General features: G+C 62.4%; 16 protein-coding genes. 11 read left to right on the top strand and 5 right to left on the bottom strand.

What is annotated here, in order from left to right:
- The first annotated feature begins 294 nt into the window (after nucleotides 1–294).
- The 7 genes from THIVI_RS19625 to THIVI_RS19650 all read left to right on the top strand — a co-directional run bounded on the left by THIVI_RS19625 (nucleotide 295) and on the right by THIVI_RS19650 (nucleotide 9140).
- A complete protein-coding gene (locus THIVI_RS19625; RefSeq protein ID WP_157174517.1) occupies nucleotides 295–1293 on the top strand; it encodes a glycosyltransferase in 999 nt (332 codons plus the stop codon).
- Entirely contained in the window at nucleotides 1290–3101 is a 1812-nt protein-coding gene (locus THIVI_RS19630; RefSeq protein ID WP_014780272.1) for an asparagine synthetase B family protein, read from the top strand. Before THIVI_RS19625 ends, THIVI_RS19630 begins: the two co-directional genes overlap by 4 nt.
- 52 nt (nucleotides 3102–3153) lie before the next feature.
- Nucleotides 3154–4308 (top strand): glycosyltransferase family 4 protein, encoded by a 1155-nt coding sequence (locus tag THIVI_RS19635; protein ID WP_014780273.1) that lies wholly within the window; start codon nucleotides 3154–3156, stop codon nucleotides 4306–4308.
- A gap of 101 nt (nucleotides 4309–4409) precedes the next feature.
- Nucleotides 4410–5579, top strand: coding sequence for a glycosyltransferase family 4 protein (locus THIVI_RS19640; RefSeq protein WP_014780274.1), 1170 nt, complete (start codon nucleotides 4410–4412; stop codon nucleotides 5577–5579).
- 1217 nt (nucleotides 5580–6796) lie between these two features.
- Entirely contained in the window at nucleotides 6797–7432 is a 636-nt protein-coding gene (locus THIVI_RS24080) for a PEP-CTERM sorting domain-containing protein (RefSeq protein WP_014780275.1), read from the top strand.
- Between the two features lie 359 nt (nucleotides 7433–7791).
- A complete protein-coding gene (locus tag THIVI_RS19645) occupies nucleotides 7792–8493 on the top strand; it encodes a choice-of-anchor E domain-containing protein (RefSeq protein WP_014780276.1) in 702 nt (233 codons plus the stop codon).
- A 248-nt stretch (nucleotides 8494–8741) separates the two neighbouring features.
- A complete protein-coding gene (locus tag THIVI_RS19650) occupies nucleotides 8742–9140 on the top strand; it encodes a hypothetical protein (RefSeq protein WP_014780277.1) in 399 nt (132 codons plus the stop codon).
- Nucleotides 9141–9227: 87 nt separating this feature from the next.
- Here THIVI_RS19650 and rsgA read toward each other — a convergent pair whose 3' ends face one another.
- On the bottom strand, nucleotides 9228–10223 hold the full coding sequence (gene rsgA, locus THIVI_RS19655; RefSeq protein WP_014780278.1) for a ribosome small subunit-dependent GTPase A: 996 nt from the start codon (nucleotides 10221–10223) through the stop codon (nucleotides 9228–9230).
- A gap of 4 nt (nucleotides 10224–10227) precedes the next feature.
- Nucleotides 10228–10521: a hypothetical protein gene (locus tag THIVI_RS19660; protein WP_014780279.1), complete on the bottom strand. Its 294-nt coding sequence runs from the start codon at nucleotides 10519–10521 to the stop codon at nucleotides 10228–10230.
- Nucleotides 10522–10795: 274 nt separating this feature from the next.
- On the opposite strand from THIVI_RS19660, the gene orn reads away from it, so the two are divergent.
- A complete protein-coding gene (gene orn / locus THIVI_RS19665; protein ID WP_014780280.1) occupies nucleotides 10796–11344 on the top strand; it encodes an oligoribonuclease in 549 nt (182 codons plus the stop codon).
- 7 nt (nucleotides 11345–11351) lie between these two features.
- Here orn and THIVI_RS19670 read toward each other — a convergent pair whose 3' ends face one another.
- Nucleotides 11352–11765 carry an SseB family protein gene (locus THIVI_RS19670; RefSeq protein ID WP_014780281.1) on the bottom strand — a complete coding sequence of 138 codons (414 nt, stop codon included), beginning with the start codon at nucleotides 11763–11765 and terminating at the stop codon, nucleotides 11352–11354.
- 89 nt (nucleotides 11766–11854) lie between these two features.
- Nucleotides 11855–13030 (bottom strand): class I SAM-dependent methyltransferase, encoded by a 1176-nt coding sequence (locus THIVI_RS19675; protein WP_014780282.1) that lies wholly within the window; start codon nucleotides 13028–13030, stop codon nucleotides 11855–11857.
- Nucleotides 13031–13187: 157 nt separating this feature from the next.
- On the opposite strand from THIVI_RS19675, the gene THIVI_RS19680 reads away from it, so the two are divergent.
- From THIVI_RS19680 to THIVI_RS19690, 3 genes are all read left to right on the top strand, one after another.
- Nucleotides 13188–13700 carry a DUF2452 domain-containing protein gene (locus THIVI_RS19680; RefSeq protein ID WP_014780283.1) on the top strand — a complete coding sequence of 171 codons (513 nt, stop codon included), beginning with the start codon at nucleotides 13188–13190 and terminating at the stop codon, nucleotides 13698–13700.
- A 182-nt stretch (nucleotides 13701–13882) separates the two neighbouring features.
- The gene (locus THIVI_RS19685; RefSeq protein WP_014780284.1) at nucleotides 13883–14536 is read left to right on the top strand and encodes an SOUL family heme-binding protein; all 654 of its coding nucleotides are present in this window, start codon (nucleotides 13883–13885) and stop codon (nucleotides 14534–14536) included.
- The gene (locus THIVI_RS19690; protein WP_014780285.1) at nucleotides 14536–15162 is read left to right on the top strand and encodes a DUF938 domain-containing protein; all 627 of its coding nucleotides are present in this window, start codon (nucleotides 14536–14538) and stop codon (nucleotides 15160–15162) included. The genes THIVI_RS19685 and THIVI_RS19690 overlap by 1 nt, the downstream gene beginning before the upstream one ends.
- Here THIVI_RS19690 and THIVI_RS19695 read toward each other — a convergent pair.
- Nucleotides 15145–15543 (bottom strand): dihydroneopterin aldolase, encoded by a 399-nt coding sequence (locus THIVI_RS19695; RefSeq protein WP_014780286.1) that lies wholly within the window; start codon nucleotides 15541–15543, stop codon nucleotides 15145–15147. The two genes, THIVI_RS19690 and THIVI_RS19695, sit on opposite strands and share 18 nt — an antisense overlap.
- Between the last annotated feature and the right edge of the window lie 72 nt (nucleotides 15544–15615).

Genomic DNA, 15615 nt, shown 5'->3' on the forward strand with positions numbered 1-15615 from the left:
GCTGCTCCAGGGATCTGTTGAGTGGGACGGACGGGAAATTCTGGCATCGGAGCGTGAAGCCGTTCGTGGTTCGAGTGCCTCGCCACGAACGGCTTCAGGCGGAGCGAGTGCCTCACCACGAACGGCTTCAGGCGGAGCGAGTGCCTCGCCACGAACGGCTTCAGGCGGAGCGAGTGCCTCGCCACGAACGGCTTCAGGCGGAGCGAGTGCCTCACCACGAACGGCTTCAGGCGGAGCGAGTGCCTCGCCACGAACGGCTTCAGGCGGAGGCGCATGGTACGATCTTTTCCGGAAATGACCTCAATCGTGTGTAGCGCTATCCTGATCGACGCGAAGCCCCGTGCGCGCCCGCCTTCACGCAATCGTCCGTTGGTTAGCGCCATCATCCCCGTCCATAACGCGGCGCGTTTTATCCGCGACTGTCTGGACAGTGTTTTTGCGCAATCCGGTCCGTTCGCGCTGGATGTGATCGTTGTCGATGACGGGTCGACCGACGATAGCCTCGCGGAACTGCGCGGTTACGCTGGAGTGCGCTGCATCGAGCAGCCGAACCGTGGCCCCGCCGCCGCCCGCAATGCCGCGCTGCGTCTGGCCCAAGGGGACTATCTCGCCTTCCTGGACAGCGACGATCTGTGGCCCGATGGAAAGCTGGCGCGCCAGATCGCGCTGCTGGAGGCGCATCCCGAGATCGGCCTGGCGTTTGGCGACTGTCGTCAATTCGATGCGCAAGGCCCCTATGTCAAAACGCTGTTCGAGAGCGCGGGTTATGATTCCGCCTACTGGGGCGATCCGGTCGAGGTCGTTGCGCCCTACGCCAAGCTGATTAGCGGAAATTTCATCACCACCGGCTCGGTCGTGATGCGCCGCGCCTGCGTGGAGCGCGTGGGCGAGTTCGATGAGACACTGCGTCTGGTCGAGGATCTTGAATATTGGTTCCGGGTCGCCTTGGCCTGTCCCATGGCGCATCTGGATGCGGTCTATCTGTTGCGTCGCCGCCATCCGGAGAATACGTCGCGCGATCCGATCGCCATGACGCTGGCTTACCTGCGCATGTTGGACGCGCATCGTCAGCGCGAGGCCGATCGAGTCCGCCCTCACGCGGCGGCTCTCCGGTCGCGCATGACCCGCGAATTCCAGGAACTCGGACATCTGTATTCGCGCCAAGGCGCCCACGGCGACGCGGCCCGTGCCTATCTGCGCGCCCTGTCCGGCAAGGTCAGTCTCCGGTCCATCTACTATCTCGCGTCCGCGCTCGCCGCGAGGGTGGGGTTGACGTGGGGCGCGACAACATGACGACGACCCTCGACCCGCCGGGTTTTCTGGTGCTGTGGGATCCGACCGGGTTCCAGCGCCTGGCCGCGACGGATTGGGCCGAGCGGCGCGGCGGCGGTCGACGCTTTTCCGCTGGACCGGTCGAGGCGTTCGGGTTCGGCGGGGACGCTGCCCCGCTTGCGGTCTGGTCCGGCGACGAGACGAGCGGTCTGTTCCTGGGTGAACTCCATGAACCGGAACGGCTCCGGGCAGAGTTGGCCGCCGTCGGCGTCCCGGCCGCGGCCGATCCTGCGGCACTGATCGCCGCCGTCTACGCGGCCTGGGGCGAGGGCGGATTCGCGCGTCTGGAGGGTGTCTTTTGCACGGTGCTGTGGGATGCGCGCACGGGCACGCTGGTGCTCTACCGCGACGGCTCCTGCGCCCAGTCACTTTATTGGTATCAGGTAGGGGAATGGGCGGTGGCGGCGACCCGACTGGATCTTCTGACGACCCTGCCGGGCGTGCCTAAAGCCGTCGCGCCCCAGGGGTTGCACGAATATCTGCGGTTTCTGGACATCTCGCCGCCCAACTGCATCTATGTCGGCATCCGGGCGTTGGAGCCAGGTTTGCCCGCGCGCTTTGGCGGATCCGATCTGTCGTATCCAGGCCCCGCGCCTTTCCCGCCCGGGCGTGCGCGCAACCGCTCCGGCGGCTCCAAAACCCCGCCGTTTGAGGCTTGCGTGGATGCCCTGGACGCGGCGCTGCAGGCGAGCGTGGCCGCACGACTCAACCGCGACCGTCCAACCGGCGTCTTCCTGAGCGGCGGCATCGATTCCGCGCTGCTCTGCGCCATCGCCGCCAAGATCGATCGCGACGCCATCGATGCCTTCACCCTGGGATTTCAGGGCGACGCGTTCGACGAAACGCCCGTGGCCAGTCGGATCGCCGAGTCGCTCGGCATTCGTCATCACGTCATCCGCTATGACCTGGCGGTCTACGCGGACGCCTTCGACGACTTCCTCGCGACGGTCGATCTGCCCTTTGCCGATCCGGCGGGCCTGCCGACCTTGCTGCTCTACCGCGAGTGCCGGAAAACGGTCGACGCCGTTCTGGACGGGACCGGCGCGGATACCCTGCTAGGCGTCATGCCGGCGCGCCATACGCGGATCGCCACGCAATATGCGGTCATGTTGCCACGCCCGCTGCGGCACGCGGTGGCGGAACTGCTGCGACAGATCCCCCGGTTGGCCGGTTATGCTCCCATGTTCGATTTCGAGACGCCGGAAGACTTTTTGATTCGCTGGAAGGGCTGGTCGAGACCGGAGATCGAAACCCTGTGCGACACCCCGGTGACGCTCGCGGAGACGCGCTTTTTTCGGCTCTATCGCCAGTTTCCGAGGGCCGCGCACTTCGAGCGTTACAGTGCCCTGATGGGCAACCTTCCCGATGATCGGGTGCATCAGGCCGCGGCGTCCAGCGACCTGCGGATCCGCTTTCCGTACTGGGACCGGCGGGTCGAGGAACTCGTGCATCGACTTCCGCGCCCTGCCCGCGACACGGCGGTGGAGCCAAAACGTCTGCTGCGGGCCTTGCTCGCGCTTTATGTGCCGCGCGAGCGCTGGGATCTGCCCAAGCACGGCTTCGATTTTCCGTTCGTCAGCCTGCTTCGCCACGAGGATGACGCCCTGGTGAGGCGTTATCTCGATCACCGGGTGCTGGCGCGTCATCGCCTGATTCGCGAGGCGGCCATCGCGCCCGCGGTCGAGCGCTTTCGGGCCGGGGATAACGGTTTAGCCTTCCGCGTCTGGGCGCTGGTCGTGCTCTTTGGTTGGTTGGAGCGCCACGCTTGAAGGCTGCTACAATGCGCCGATTCGTCGCGTAGCATCTCGCCAAAGGCAACCCGTGAGCGGCTTTCGTATCCTCATGTTCAGCAGCTATTTCCCGCCCGAGTACAGCGGGGCCGCCTTGCAGGCGGTGACCCTGGCGAAGGAATTGCGCGCGAGGGGGCATCACATCGAGTTTGTCACCCAACGCTGGGAGGGCTTGTCAGCGGAAGACGCGTTTGACGGCTTTCGCGTCACGCGGCTAGATTGCGGGCGGGGCGATAAGCATCGCGAACTGCGTTTGTGGTGGAACCTCTATCGTTTCCTGCAACGCCGTCATCGGGATTTCGATTTCCTTCACACCCATGGCGCTTATTATCGAAACGTGATCGTCGGTCCCCTAGGGCATGCGTTCAAACTTAAATCCCTGGCGAAGGCGAGCCTGGCGAACAACGATTTGCGCGATTTGGGACAAACGATCACGGGGCGTATCCATCTGGCCATGCTCCGGCGTGTCGATGCCTGCCTCGCCATTAGCCGCGATCTCGAACGGGAGTTCATCGAGGGCGGAGTGTCCGCCGAACGGGTGCATTATTTTCCGAATTGCGTGGATACCGAACGGCTGTTCCCGGCGGATCCGCATGAGCGCCAAGCCTTGCGCCACCGCTATGGATTGCCTTTGGACAAGAAAATCGTCCTGTACATGGGGGTCTTCGACGACCGCAAGAATGTGGGCTGGCTGATTCGCGAATGGCTGCGCGCCGAGGGTTTCGGGTTGAATGCCTTGCTGCTTGCCGTCGGACCGCGCAGCCGCGAGGATCCGCACGGATACTTCAAGGAGACCATGAGCCAAGACGCCCTGGCGCATCCCGATCTCTTGCGCATCGAGGGCGAGGTGGTTCAGGTTGCCGATTACTACCGCGCGGCCGATCTCTTCATCATGCCTTCCAAGTCGGAGGGATTGCCGAACGCGGTGCTCGAAGCCATGGCCTGCGGACTTCCCTGTCTCGCCGCCAATGTGAGCGGAACTCGAGAACTCGTGGTGGACGGTCAAACCGGCTGTCTGTTCGAGCCGGACGATGTCGCGGGGTTGCGAGCGGCTTTGCAGTGCGGGCTTGGTTCGGCGGCGCAAGCGCTGGGCGCGGCGGGGCGGAGGCGGGTTGAAGAGTGCTTTTCGATCAGGCAGCTTGCTGATCGCTATGTCGACCTGTATCGATTCCTTATCCGTCATTGATCGGGTGCCGCGATCGTAATGGCCGATGCCAATTCCGGGTGCCGCTTATCTATCGACAGCGTCGTGTCGGTCGTGGCGCCAGTATTCGCGGGGAGACGTGCATGAGCCTGAAGTTATTGTTGATTACCGAACTTTTCTTGCCCACCAAGGGTGGAACGGCGATCTCCTTCGATGACGATTTTCGTCGTTTGGGCGGCAAGGACATTCATATCGTCACGGCTGACGTTCCCGGTGCCGCGGAGTTCGACCGGACCCACCCCAACAGCATTCACCGGCTCAGGCTCCAGCGGGTTCCCTGGGCGCGGCCGGAATCCCTGTTCATGTACACGCGGCTGTTTCTGGCATCGCTTCGGATCGCGATGACCACGCGAGTCGACGCCGTGTTTGCCGGCCGGGCACTGCCCGAGGGGCTCGTGGCCTGGGCCGTGGGACGCCTGACCGGGCGGCCCGTCTTGACCTATGCCCATGGCGAGGAACTGACCGGCTGGGGTCGCGGCAACAAATTCCGCGCCATGTGCTTTGCCCTGCGTCATGCCGACTGGGTGCTCTCGAACAGCGATTTTACCCGCGACACGCTCATCGATCTGATTGGCGTGGTGCCCGAGCGGATCGCGGTGGTCTACCCGACGGTGGATGCGACGCGCTTTCGCCCGGGGCTTCCGGCCGAGGATTTGCGTGCGTCTCTTGGTCTTGGCGCTGCAACGCGGCTCATTCTCTCGGTGGGCCGGCTGCAGCGGCGCAAGGGTTTCGACAATGTCATCCGCGCCTTGCCCACGCTGCTGGCGGAAGGGCTGGACACGCACTATGCCCTGATCGGCATTGGCGAGGATCTGGAACACTTGCGGCAGCTTGCCGGCGATCTGGGCGTTTCCGAGCGGGTGCATTTCCTCGGGCACGTCAGTTACGAGGATCTGCCGCGCTGGTACAACGCCTGCGATCTTTTTGCCATGCCGAACCGCGAGATCAACGGCGACACCGAAGGCTTTGGGCTGGTGTATCTGGAATCTGCCGCGAGCGGCAAACCGGCCCTGGCCGGCCTGGCCGGCGGTACCGGCTCCGCGGTGCTCGATGGCGAGACCGGATTGCGCGTCGACGGAGATCGGGTCGATGCCATTGCCGAGGGTCTGTCGCGCCTGCTACGCGACGGAGCCTTGGCGCGTGAGATGGGGCGGAAAGGATGCGAGCGGGTACGCGCCAACTTTATCCACGAGCGGCGCGTGGAACAATTGCAACGTTTGGTGCATGCCGGGAATTCCCGATTTTCGTCTTAAACGCGCTCTCCGGGTCAAGTCCTTTCCGTGACAGAGCCTGCCCGTAGGAGCCCGCTTGCGGGCGACGTGACCCTTCAAGATGCCTTCCGTGCGCTCACCCGTCGCCCCACTGCCATTAAGTTATAGCCTTCGCGTAGGGGGCGGTTTTAAACCCGCCCTCTACGTCCGGTTATTACGTTCGATGGCTATAAGCCGTTCGTGGTGAGCCTTTCGACTGCGCTCAGGAGGGCCTTATCGAAGGGCGAACGGAAAATTCATTGACTTAATGGCAGTGACCCGTCGCCCGCAAGCGGGCTCCTACGGGATTTGGCGCTTGGTCAAGTCATTTCCGGAATTCGCCTTAACCACATTTGGCCTGCCTGAAGCCGTTCGTGGCGAGGCGCTCGCCCTTCCTGAAGCCGTTCGTGGTGAATCCTGAGCCTGTCGAAGGGTCGAACCATGAACGGCTTCACGCGCAGCCCTCCGACTCACTCTATCCCGAAGACAAACGCCCTACGTGCCGCCCAAGTGTCAGGATTTTTTACACTTTCCTTGACGCATTCCCAAACGCTGGCGACGCGACGCTGGAGCGTCGCGGCATGCTCTCGTGCTGGAGCGTGGGGGCCAGCGCAGCCGGAGCAGCCAGAGGTGATTTGCCATGATTTTTCAATGGGATGAAAGGGCGGTCGCACGATGGGTTTCGTGACCGGCGGGCGTCGGTGCCAAGGGTTCGAGGTCGGAGCGCGGTCACTCTACCCATCCTACTTGGCGACCACGCTGCCTGAAGCCGTTCGTGGCGAGGTGTTTGCCCTGCTTGAAGCCGTTCGTGGTGAGGCTCTCGAACCACGGACGGCTTCACGCGCTCCGTCAGAGTCCAGCCAAAGTGTCAGGTTTCTTTACATTTGCAAAATCGAGAGTGCGAGAATTTTTTTGTTTTTGAAAACAAATACATGATTATCGAGCACCCGGCGAATGGGCAATTTGACGCGGTCAGGAGGGGCAAAAGCGGCGCGAACAACGGCATTTGACACCGCGCGGCGGGGGGGGCGAGTGTCAGGATTTTTTACAACATTTGATTTCTGCCGGGTGCCTGGTGGTCGCTAAATTTTTAATAATTTGAAATTGAAGATAAATTTATTTTTGGCATGGGGAGTGCATTGATTTAGACGACTCGATACGACGGCACAAGAGTTATTTTTTAGAACTCTAAATCTCTATAATTTCACGCGAGGTTTACCATGAAAAACTATCTGATTTCCGGTCTGTTGGTTGCAACGGTTGCATTGCCATTAAGTGCTCATGCGCTTGAGATGAATGGCACGTATTCTGCCACTGTTGGCACTATTTTTTCTGTGGCGAGCTTCACTGGCTCCGATATGAATAATGCGTCCGCTGTTGACTTTGGGAGTACAGCATTCACTGTTTCCGGTTTACCGCCTACTTATCTGGGCAACACTAACGACATGCTGACCGAACTGGTTGCTTCGAATATCTTCTCTGGAGTGATTACGCAGACCCTAAACATTAATGCTTTTTCAGCTATGGATAATTTTCTGGTCTGGAATGGCGGAAATTATGAGTTTGACCTGTTAACTCTTGTCCGCAACGCGACTTCGGCGGGTGCTATGGATTTGTACGGAACAGGTACTTTTACTGATACCACCGCTCAGTACACTGCTACCGCACCAGCAACAAGTATGGCTGCTTCCTTCCGTCTTACCGGTCAGGTAACAGGTGGATCTACAACGCCTTCTTTCTCGTTCTCTTGGGCCACACCTCCTTTTGAGAACACTGTCCCCGAGCCCGCCACCCTTGCCCTCTTCGGCATGGGCCTGCTCGGTTTAGGCGCGGCCCGTCGCCGCAAGTCCGCGTAAGATCGAACGCGCGAACGCCCCCGGAGATCGGGGGCGTTTTTTTGCCATGAACCTCGCCGTCGCACACAGGCCGCCCGCCAAGCGCGCCCAGACTGTTGCCGAACCCTTCCCGCACCGGGCCACATCGCCGCTCCGGCGCTGTCCCGCGCAAACCGGAATCCGCCCGTCAACGGTGTCAGAATTTTTTACGCTTTTGCCCGCGCGGCACCTTCCTTGGTCAAGGGGGCTCGGCGATCTCATTGAATTTAATTTTAATTTTTTAAACGGTTCAAAATTTGCTTCCCATATGATCAACGGGCTGCGGCAGCAGAGTTTCCCTTCACCGAATTCGTATCCACTCCAGGTATCGGAGATTTTCAATGATGAAAAAATACGCACTTCTCGCGCTCGCCCTGACGGCAACCGGCATGTTTGCCGCCACTCCAGCCAGCGCCACCACTCTGTATACCCCTTGGCAGGAGATCAATTGGTCCACGCCGACGCTCAATACTCAGATCGCATTACTGTACGACGGTTTCGATGCGTCTCTGGGCACCCTGACCAGCGTCCATTTCCAATTCACCTTGGTTGAGACCCTGAACAACATCGCATTCGTTATCCCTGGTTTCGGTAATCAGATCGTTGGCAATCCGACGCCGTTAACCGCCACCGCGACGATATTCGCGTCCGGCGCGGGCGGCCTGCTCACGTCAACCAACGTCCTCACGACCCCAGGGTTTATCGGTACGGTTCTCGATAATTCGTCGATCAACATCGTTGGAACCGCAAGCGTCAACACCACCATCGCCACCGACCTGTATTCGCACAGCGCCGACCTGTCGGGCTACATTGGCGGTCCGAAAACCGTCACCATTACCCTGAATTCCAGCGGCACCCAGAGTGGCTCGGTTACTAACTGGGTCTTGGCGGGCAATACCGGTTCCGCCTCTGGCACCGCCTCGATCCGGTACGATTACGTCACTGCGATCCGCGAACCCGCCATTCTGGGTCTTTTAGGCATCGGCCTGATTGGCCTCGCCACTGCCAGTCGCCGGGTGTTTGTGCAACACCGGGTTGGTTAACCCGACGCGCAATCGACCGCCACGGACGCCGCTGGAATCCCCGAACCTCTCGCTCGAACCGCCGCGTTTCTTCCGGGAACGCGGCGGTTTTGCGTGAGCGAAACGGTACGCGGTGCGTACCCTACACCGCTCCGGTCTTGCTATCCCGCATCGAGACTGCGGCGGTTCCGCGCCCCGTCACCTTGTCGGATCGCCCCGCGATCCGCTAAAGTTTGTGCATTCAATGATGTGACAGAGGAACTTCCCGCATGGCACTGGCCCAGGAAGACATCGCCTTTATCAAAGCCCACCTCGGCGAGTGGCTGGCCGAACAGAGCCTCGGCAAGCCGCCGGTCGTCTACGAGATCGAATTGCGCGAGCGCATGGTGCGGGTGGAGGAAGAACTCAAACACCAGCGCGAGTTGATGCGTCAGGGCTTCGAGCAGATGGACAGGCGCTTCGAGGCGATGCAAGCAAGCATGGATAAACGCTTCGAGCAGGTGGAGAAACGCTTCGAGCAAGTAGACAAATGCTTCGAGGCGATGCAGGCGAGTCTGGACAAGCGTTTCGACGAGATGCTCAAACGTCACGATCAGCAGTTTATTTGGCTGGTTGGGTTCATCGCGACCGGCGTCGGGCTGGTCATCGCCGCCCTGCGGTATCTGTAGGGTACGCATCGCGTACCTTGCTGTTCTACGTTTGTTTTTTCTCGACGGCATCGGCAGGATCGCCTTCGGAGACCGCCGGATTCCGTTTCAGGCCCCGAGCAGATGCTGGAAATTGGCCAGACGCTCGGGGGCGATCAGACCCTCGGCCACGGCCTGGCGGATCGCGCAGTCGGGTTCCTGATCGTGGCGACAGTCGGCGAAGCGGCATTGCCCCGTGTAGGGTCTGAACTCCCGAAACCCCTGCTGAAGTCCCGCGCGGTCGATGGTGCCGAGCCGGAAACTGCGCACGCCCGGTGAGTCGATCAGCAGCCCCTCGCCGGTCAGCCGATAGCAGGTCGCCGCCGAGGTCGTGTGGCGCCCCAGACCCGTGGCCTTGGAGAGTAGCCCGATCTGGATGTCCCGATCGGGGAGCAGCGCCTTGACCAGCGAGGACTTGCCGACGCCCGATTGTCCGACCAGCACGCTGACCTCGCCGGCCAGTCCCGCGATCAGGGTGGCGAGCGTGTCCGGTTCGCGCAGGCTGATCCACAGGGTGCGATAGCCGATAGTCGGGTAGTGCGCGAACCGGTTCTGGAAGGCGGTCCGCGCCGCGCCGTCGAGCAGGTCCATCTTGTTGCCGACGAGCACGGCTTCGACCCCGATGGTCTCGGCGGCCACCAGATATTGATCGACCAGATAACCGCTGGGTTCGGGTTCGGGCGCGATCAGAACCACCAGCCGGGTCAGGTTGGCGGCGAGCGGCTTGGCGTACCCATTGAAGTCGGGCCGGCTCAGGACGGTGGTGCGCGGCAGGATGGCCGTGACGACGCCCTGTTCGTCGGCGATCCGCTGCCACACGACGCGGTCGCCGCACACCGGATGACCGATATTCTGGCGCGACAGACAGTGGAAGAGATGCCCGCCGTTGTCCTCGACGGCTAGATTGGCGCCATGGCGGACCACCACGCGGCCCTCTTCGGGTTCGGCCTCCGCGTCGAGTTCGGTTAGCACAATGTCCGGGCGGGACTCAAGCCGTTGGCGGCGACGTTCCTGTATGGTGCGGATGCGTTCGATCTGACGTTCGGACAGCCGGCGCTTGGTCATCGGGTCAGCGCGGGAATTTGTAGTAACGGTGATTCAGATAGGCGGCAACGTCGCTGATGTTCTCGTCGAACCACTGGAGCCCCAGCGACAGCTCGCAACGCTGGACCTGACGTTCCAGCCCCTCGAAGGAGCTGATTTTGCGATCTTCCCGGGTATAGATCTCGCTGCCATGACAGCGGATACAGTGGGTTTGATAGAGCGACTCGGCGTCGTCGGCCGCGACCGCGGGGGCAGGGGTTCCGGCGATCAGGACGAGACCCGCGAGGGTGGACGCAAGAACAGATAAACGGTAAATCATGGGATGGCTCCGTGGCGATTTGACAAACCATAGTAGACCAACCATCGTTGTCCCGCACCCTTCCACCTGACCAATCAGCAGTTCTCAGTATGCGTCGATGGTGTGAAAACCGGGGCCTCGGCGCATGAAGCCATTCGTGGTTCGACCCTTCGACAGGCTCAGGATTCACCACGAACGGCTTCTTCAGGAGACGGCGAACGTCAAGCCATACTGAGAATTGCCTGCTGACCGATCATTCTGCCTCCCTGGCGAGGCACTGCATGGACATGAACACATGAACAAGAGTGAAAACAACCTGATCTGGCTCGATCTGGAGATGACCGGGTTGGACCCTTTCCAGGATCGCATCCTGGAGATCGCCACCATCGTGACCGATACTCAGCTACGGATTCTGGCCGAGGGTCCGGTCATGGCGATCCATCAGACGGACGACATTCTGGGCGGGATGGACGACTGGAACCGCGAGCATCACGGTGCGTCCGGTTTGCTGGAGCGGGTGCGCGCGAGCCGCGTCTCGGAGACCGAGGCGGAGTCCGCCACCCTGGATTTTCTGGCGGACTTCGTGCCCGCCGGGGCGTCGCCGCTGTGCGGCAACAGCATCTGTCAGGACCGCCGCTTCCTCGCCCGCTGGATGCCCAAACTGGATGCCTATTGTCACTACCGCAACCTGGATGTCAGCACGCTGAAGATTCTGGCCCTGCGCTGGGCGCCCGAGGTCGCGAGCAGTTTCAAGAAGGAATCCAAGCACCTGGCATTGGACGACATCCGCGAGTCCATCGCCGAACTGCGTCACTACCGCGAGCATTTGCTGCGGCCATTTTAAGGCGTCCTCAATGCGCTCTTGGCATGGCGGCGATCTGGGCGACATCCTGGGCCTCGAAGTCCATGCCGAACGGCAGTCCCGGATTGAGCGTGATGGCGAAGCCGACGCCGAGTTTCTCCAGAATCCAGGCGAAGTCGGCCACGAGTCCGCCGCCATAGCCGGGAAAATCCTTCACGAACGCCTTGGCCCGCTCGGGGTTGGTGAACAGCACCAGGACTTCGTCGCCCTCGTCGGTCGTGAGTTTGAGCGGCTGGGCGCTCTGCTGGGTTTGCAGACCGCCGATCTGGTGCTTTTCGTAGACCGGCATGAAGACCTCGGAGCCGAGCAGGGTGGCGATGAAGGATTCGGGCGGAATCCGCCCTTCCTGGGCCTCGATCAGTTGGCGTTCAAGGTCGTTTTGAGCGGTGAAGGTATCGGGCATGGCGGGTTCCGGAGGGATTCGATGACCCCGAAAAGCTGGGGGTTGGTCCGCGCGATCTCAATTGTCAGACCTGGAAATCGGCGGCTGGCCTATAAGCGGTCGCGCAGATCCCGCACCGAAAACCCGCGCCACAGGTCGCTCATTCCCTTGTTCAGGCCGAGTACCTTGAAGCGCTCGCCCATGGCGGTGGGCAGGAGCAACTGTTTCGCGCCCAACGCCCGGGCGAGTGCGTCGGGCGAGTCGGTCATCAGACCGTCGATCCCACAGCCGAGCAGAAAATGCGCCTGGGTGGTGAAACCGGCCAGCTCGAAACCGGCGGCAAGTCCGGCCTCGGCCACGGCGGTGAAGTCGACATGGGCGGTGATGTCCTGTCGCCCCAGATGGCGATAGGGATCGTCATGCGTCTGATGACGATGGTGACACAGCAGCGTGCCCATGGTCCGATCCGCCTGATAATAGCCCGACCGGGGATAGCCGTAGTCGATCAACAGGACCAGACCCGATTGGACGGCATCCGACAATGCCGACAGCCAGGGGGCTAGATGCGGATTGATCTCGGAGGCATAGCCGGCGGTTTGGGCGAAGCCTTCGGATTGGATGGCGGCGACGGCCTCGGCGAGTCCGGGCGAGCGGACGGGGGCGGTCGTCTCGACCAGTTGGCCCGCGCGATCGGTGACGAAGACCTCGTCGACACCGCCGTCCTCGCGCACCCGAAAGCGTTGGACCGGCATGGCGTCCAGAACCTCATTGGCCAGCACCACGCCGCGCAGGTTGTGGGGCAGTGCCGTCAGCCAGCCGCAGCGCGCGGCTAGGTGCGGTACCTCGGCCTGGATGCGTTCGCGCTGGCGGGTCTGTAGGTCCGGGCTGAGTTCCAGAATCCAATACTGGTGGGGCAGGGCGCCGAGCCGGTCGAGTTCACGGAGCACCTTGACCGCGAGCGCGCCGCTGCCGGCGCCGAACTCGAACAGATCGCCGCCGCCTAAACGCTCCAGAACCTCGGCGCACTGTGCCGCGACGCATTGGCCGAACAGTGGGGATAGCTCCGGGGCCGTGACGAAATCGCCGCCCGGCCCGAATTTGGGCGCACCGGCGACATAGTAGCCAAGCCCTGGGGCGTAGAGTGCCAGATCCATGAAACGGTCGAAGGGTAGCAGTCCATCGGCGTCGGCGATCGCCGCGCGGATCAGGGCAAGGAGTCGGGCGCCGAGGTCGGCGTGATCCGCCGCGTCGCGGTCGTGCGAGAGTGGGGTGTCGCGATGGTTCATTCGGGCTTTCCGCGGCGGTCGGTGGTGGGCGGTTAGGGGATTTCCTGAATACAATGGATGACACGCTCAAACCTGGCGAAACCTCACGAAAGAGGTGACGCCTCTCCCGTGCGGCATTATCCCCCTAAAGTGGAATGCTTCGACCAGAGGATTTTCGATGAACGACAACCACAAGGCGATTCTCCATCGCGGCGCCGAGCACAGTTCGCCTTATCCGGTCAGCCGTCTGGCGCCGGCCTTCGATTCCGGCGATCTGGTTGCCGAGGTCGCCAGGGCCGAGGCCATGCTGAGCGCGCGCACGGGCGCCAAGCTGCGGGTCATCGCCGATCAGATCCGGCTGCTCCAGCAGGAGGCGCGCAAGGTGCTCGACGACGCGCGCGAGGATCAGGCGCTGAATCAGGCGCAATGCGCCTTCAAGCGCATCCCCGGCAAGATCTACCACCTTTATCGCCGCGCGGATGGCCGCACCTTCTTCTCCATGCTGTCGCCGACGGAGTGGGGCGGTTCCACGCCTGATCGATTCATCGGCTCCTACCGGCTGGAGACCGACTATTCCTGGATCCCGGCCGAGCAGGCCGACCGGACCGACGAGACTGGCGAACTGGTCGCCCAGTTGCTGCGGATCGGCGGGATCGGTCACGCGGAGAATGGGTCGCTGCCTCTCCCCTGATCGAGCGCCGCCCTGGGATCGCCGAGTTGCACTCGGCTCCTCGGCCAACCGGTCGGAGCGAAGAGGCCGAGTCCCGCTCGCCGCTTCCGGACAGCATTATCTCCATTTGAAGCGTTGATTCCGGTCGAAACCTTCCCGGAAATCGCCTTAAGATCAATTGATTATCCACGAGATGTCAGCCCATGAAAATTCTGCTGATCGGTGCTGTCGCACTGCTTCTGTTGGCCGTCACCGCGATGGCGGTATTCGTTTTCGTCGTGCAGAACGTCGAGACGCCCGAGTATCGGGTGGTGCAACAGGATGGCCCCTTTGAAGTCCGGGACTATCCGCCGCTCGTGGTTGCCGAGGTGACCACCAGGGGCGAACGTCGGAAGGCGCTCAGTGCCGGTTTCTCGCCGCTGGCGAATTACATCTTCGCCAAGGAGCGCGCGGGCGATCGGGTCTCCATGACGGCGCCGGTGATCCAGCAGCGCGCCGAGCCCATCGCCATGACCGTGCCGGTCACCCAATCCCAGGACGCGGAGGGCGTTTGGACCGTGCGTTTCATCATGCCAGCCAGTTACGGTCTGAAAGATCTGCCGACGCCGGCCGGCGCCGAAGTGCGTCTGCGCGAGCTGCCGGCGCGCCGCGTCGCGGCGGTGCGGTTCAACGGCAGAACCACGGATGAGTCGATCTCGATCCAGGAAGATGCCTTGCGCGAATGGATCGACGCGCGCGGACTCTGCCCGGCCGCCCCGCCGGTTTATGCCTATTACAACGACCCCTTCACCCCCGGCTTTCTGCGCCGCAACGAGGTGATGATCGAGGTGACCGACCTCGTCCGGGAGGCCAACTGATGTCCTCGCACGGGAAACCCTATGCCTCCTCCTGCGACGAAAACCGGGAGCCGATCCTGGCCGTGATCCGTCCGCTGTTCGCGTCGGCGCGTCATCTGCTCGAAATCGGCAGCGGCACCGGCCAGCACGCGGTCTTTTTCGCGGCGGCCATGCCGCATCTGACCTGGCAGACCAGCGATGTCGCGGAGCATCTGCCGGGTATCCGCGCCTGGCTGGAGGAGACCGCGCTGCCCAACCTTCCGCCGCCCTTGACCCTCGATGTCAACGGCGTCTGGCCGGCCGGGCCTTTCGATGCCATCTTTAGCGCCAATACCGCGCACATCATGTCGGCGGCAGAGGTCGCGGTCCTGTTTCGTGGCGTGGGCGCGGTGCTCGCGCCCGGCGGTTATTTCGCGCTGTACGGCCCCTTCAACGAAGGCGGACATTACACCAGCGACAGTAACCGGCGTTTCGATGCCGCGCTCAAGGCGCGCGATCCCAGGATGGGGCTGCGCGACCTGGACGATCTTCGGACGTTCGCCGCCCGGCATGACCTGGCGCTCATCGACAATCACGCCATGCCGGTCAACAATCGCACGCTGGTGTGGCAGCGCAACGCCGCTGGCGTGTCACCGGCTGGCGTCTGAAGGCTGGACGCCGACGGCTTTGTTCGCCGAGCGCTCGCCGCGCTCGATGACGACCCCGACATCGACGCCTTCGCCCACCGCGCCCGGTTTGTTCAGCGTCAGGCGCAGCCAGGGGATGCCGAACTCCTCGCGCAGGAGCGCGGCGCAGTGCTCGGCGAGCGTCTCCACCAACTCGAAGCGGTTCTCCGAGACGGTGTGGACAAGGCGACGGGTCACGGCGTCATAGTCCAGCGCGTCCGCGATCCGGTCGGTCGCGGCGGCGCGAGCGATGTCGCTGGCCATCTCCAGATCCAGGATCAGGGGACGGCGCGCATGCTTCTCCCAATCGTGGATGCCGATGATGGTCTCGATCCGCAGACCGCGGATGAAAACGATGTCCATGGTGGGGGAATCTCCGGATACGACGTCAGCGACTTGAGTAGTTATCCTATCTTGACCTCAACCTTCATCACA

The organism is Thiocystis violascens DSM 198 (assembly GCF_000227745.2).
In the GTDB taxonomy this organism is placed as follows: domain Bacteria; phylum Pseudomonadota; class Gammaproteobacteria; order Chromatiales; family Chromatiaceae; genus Chromatium; species Chromatium violascens.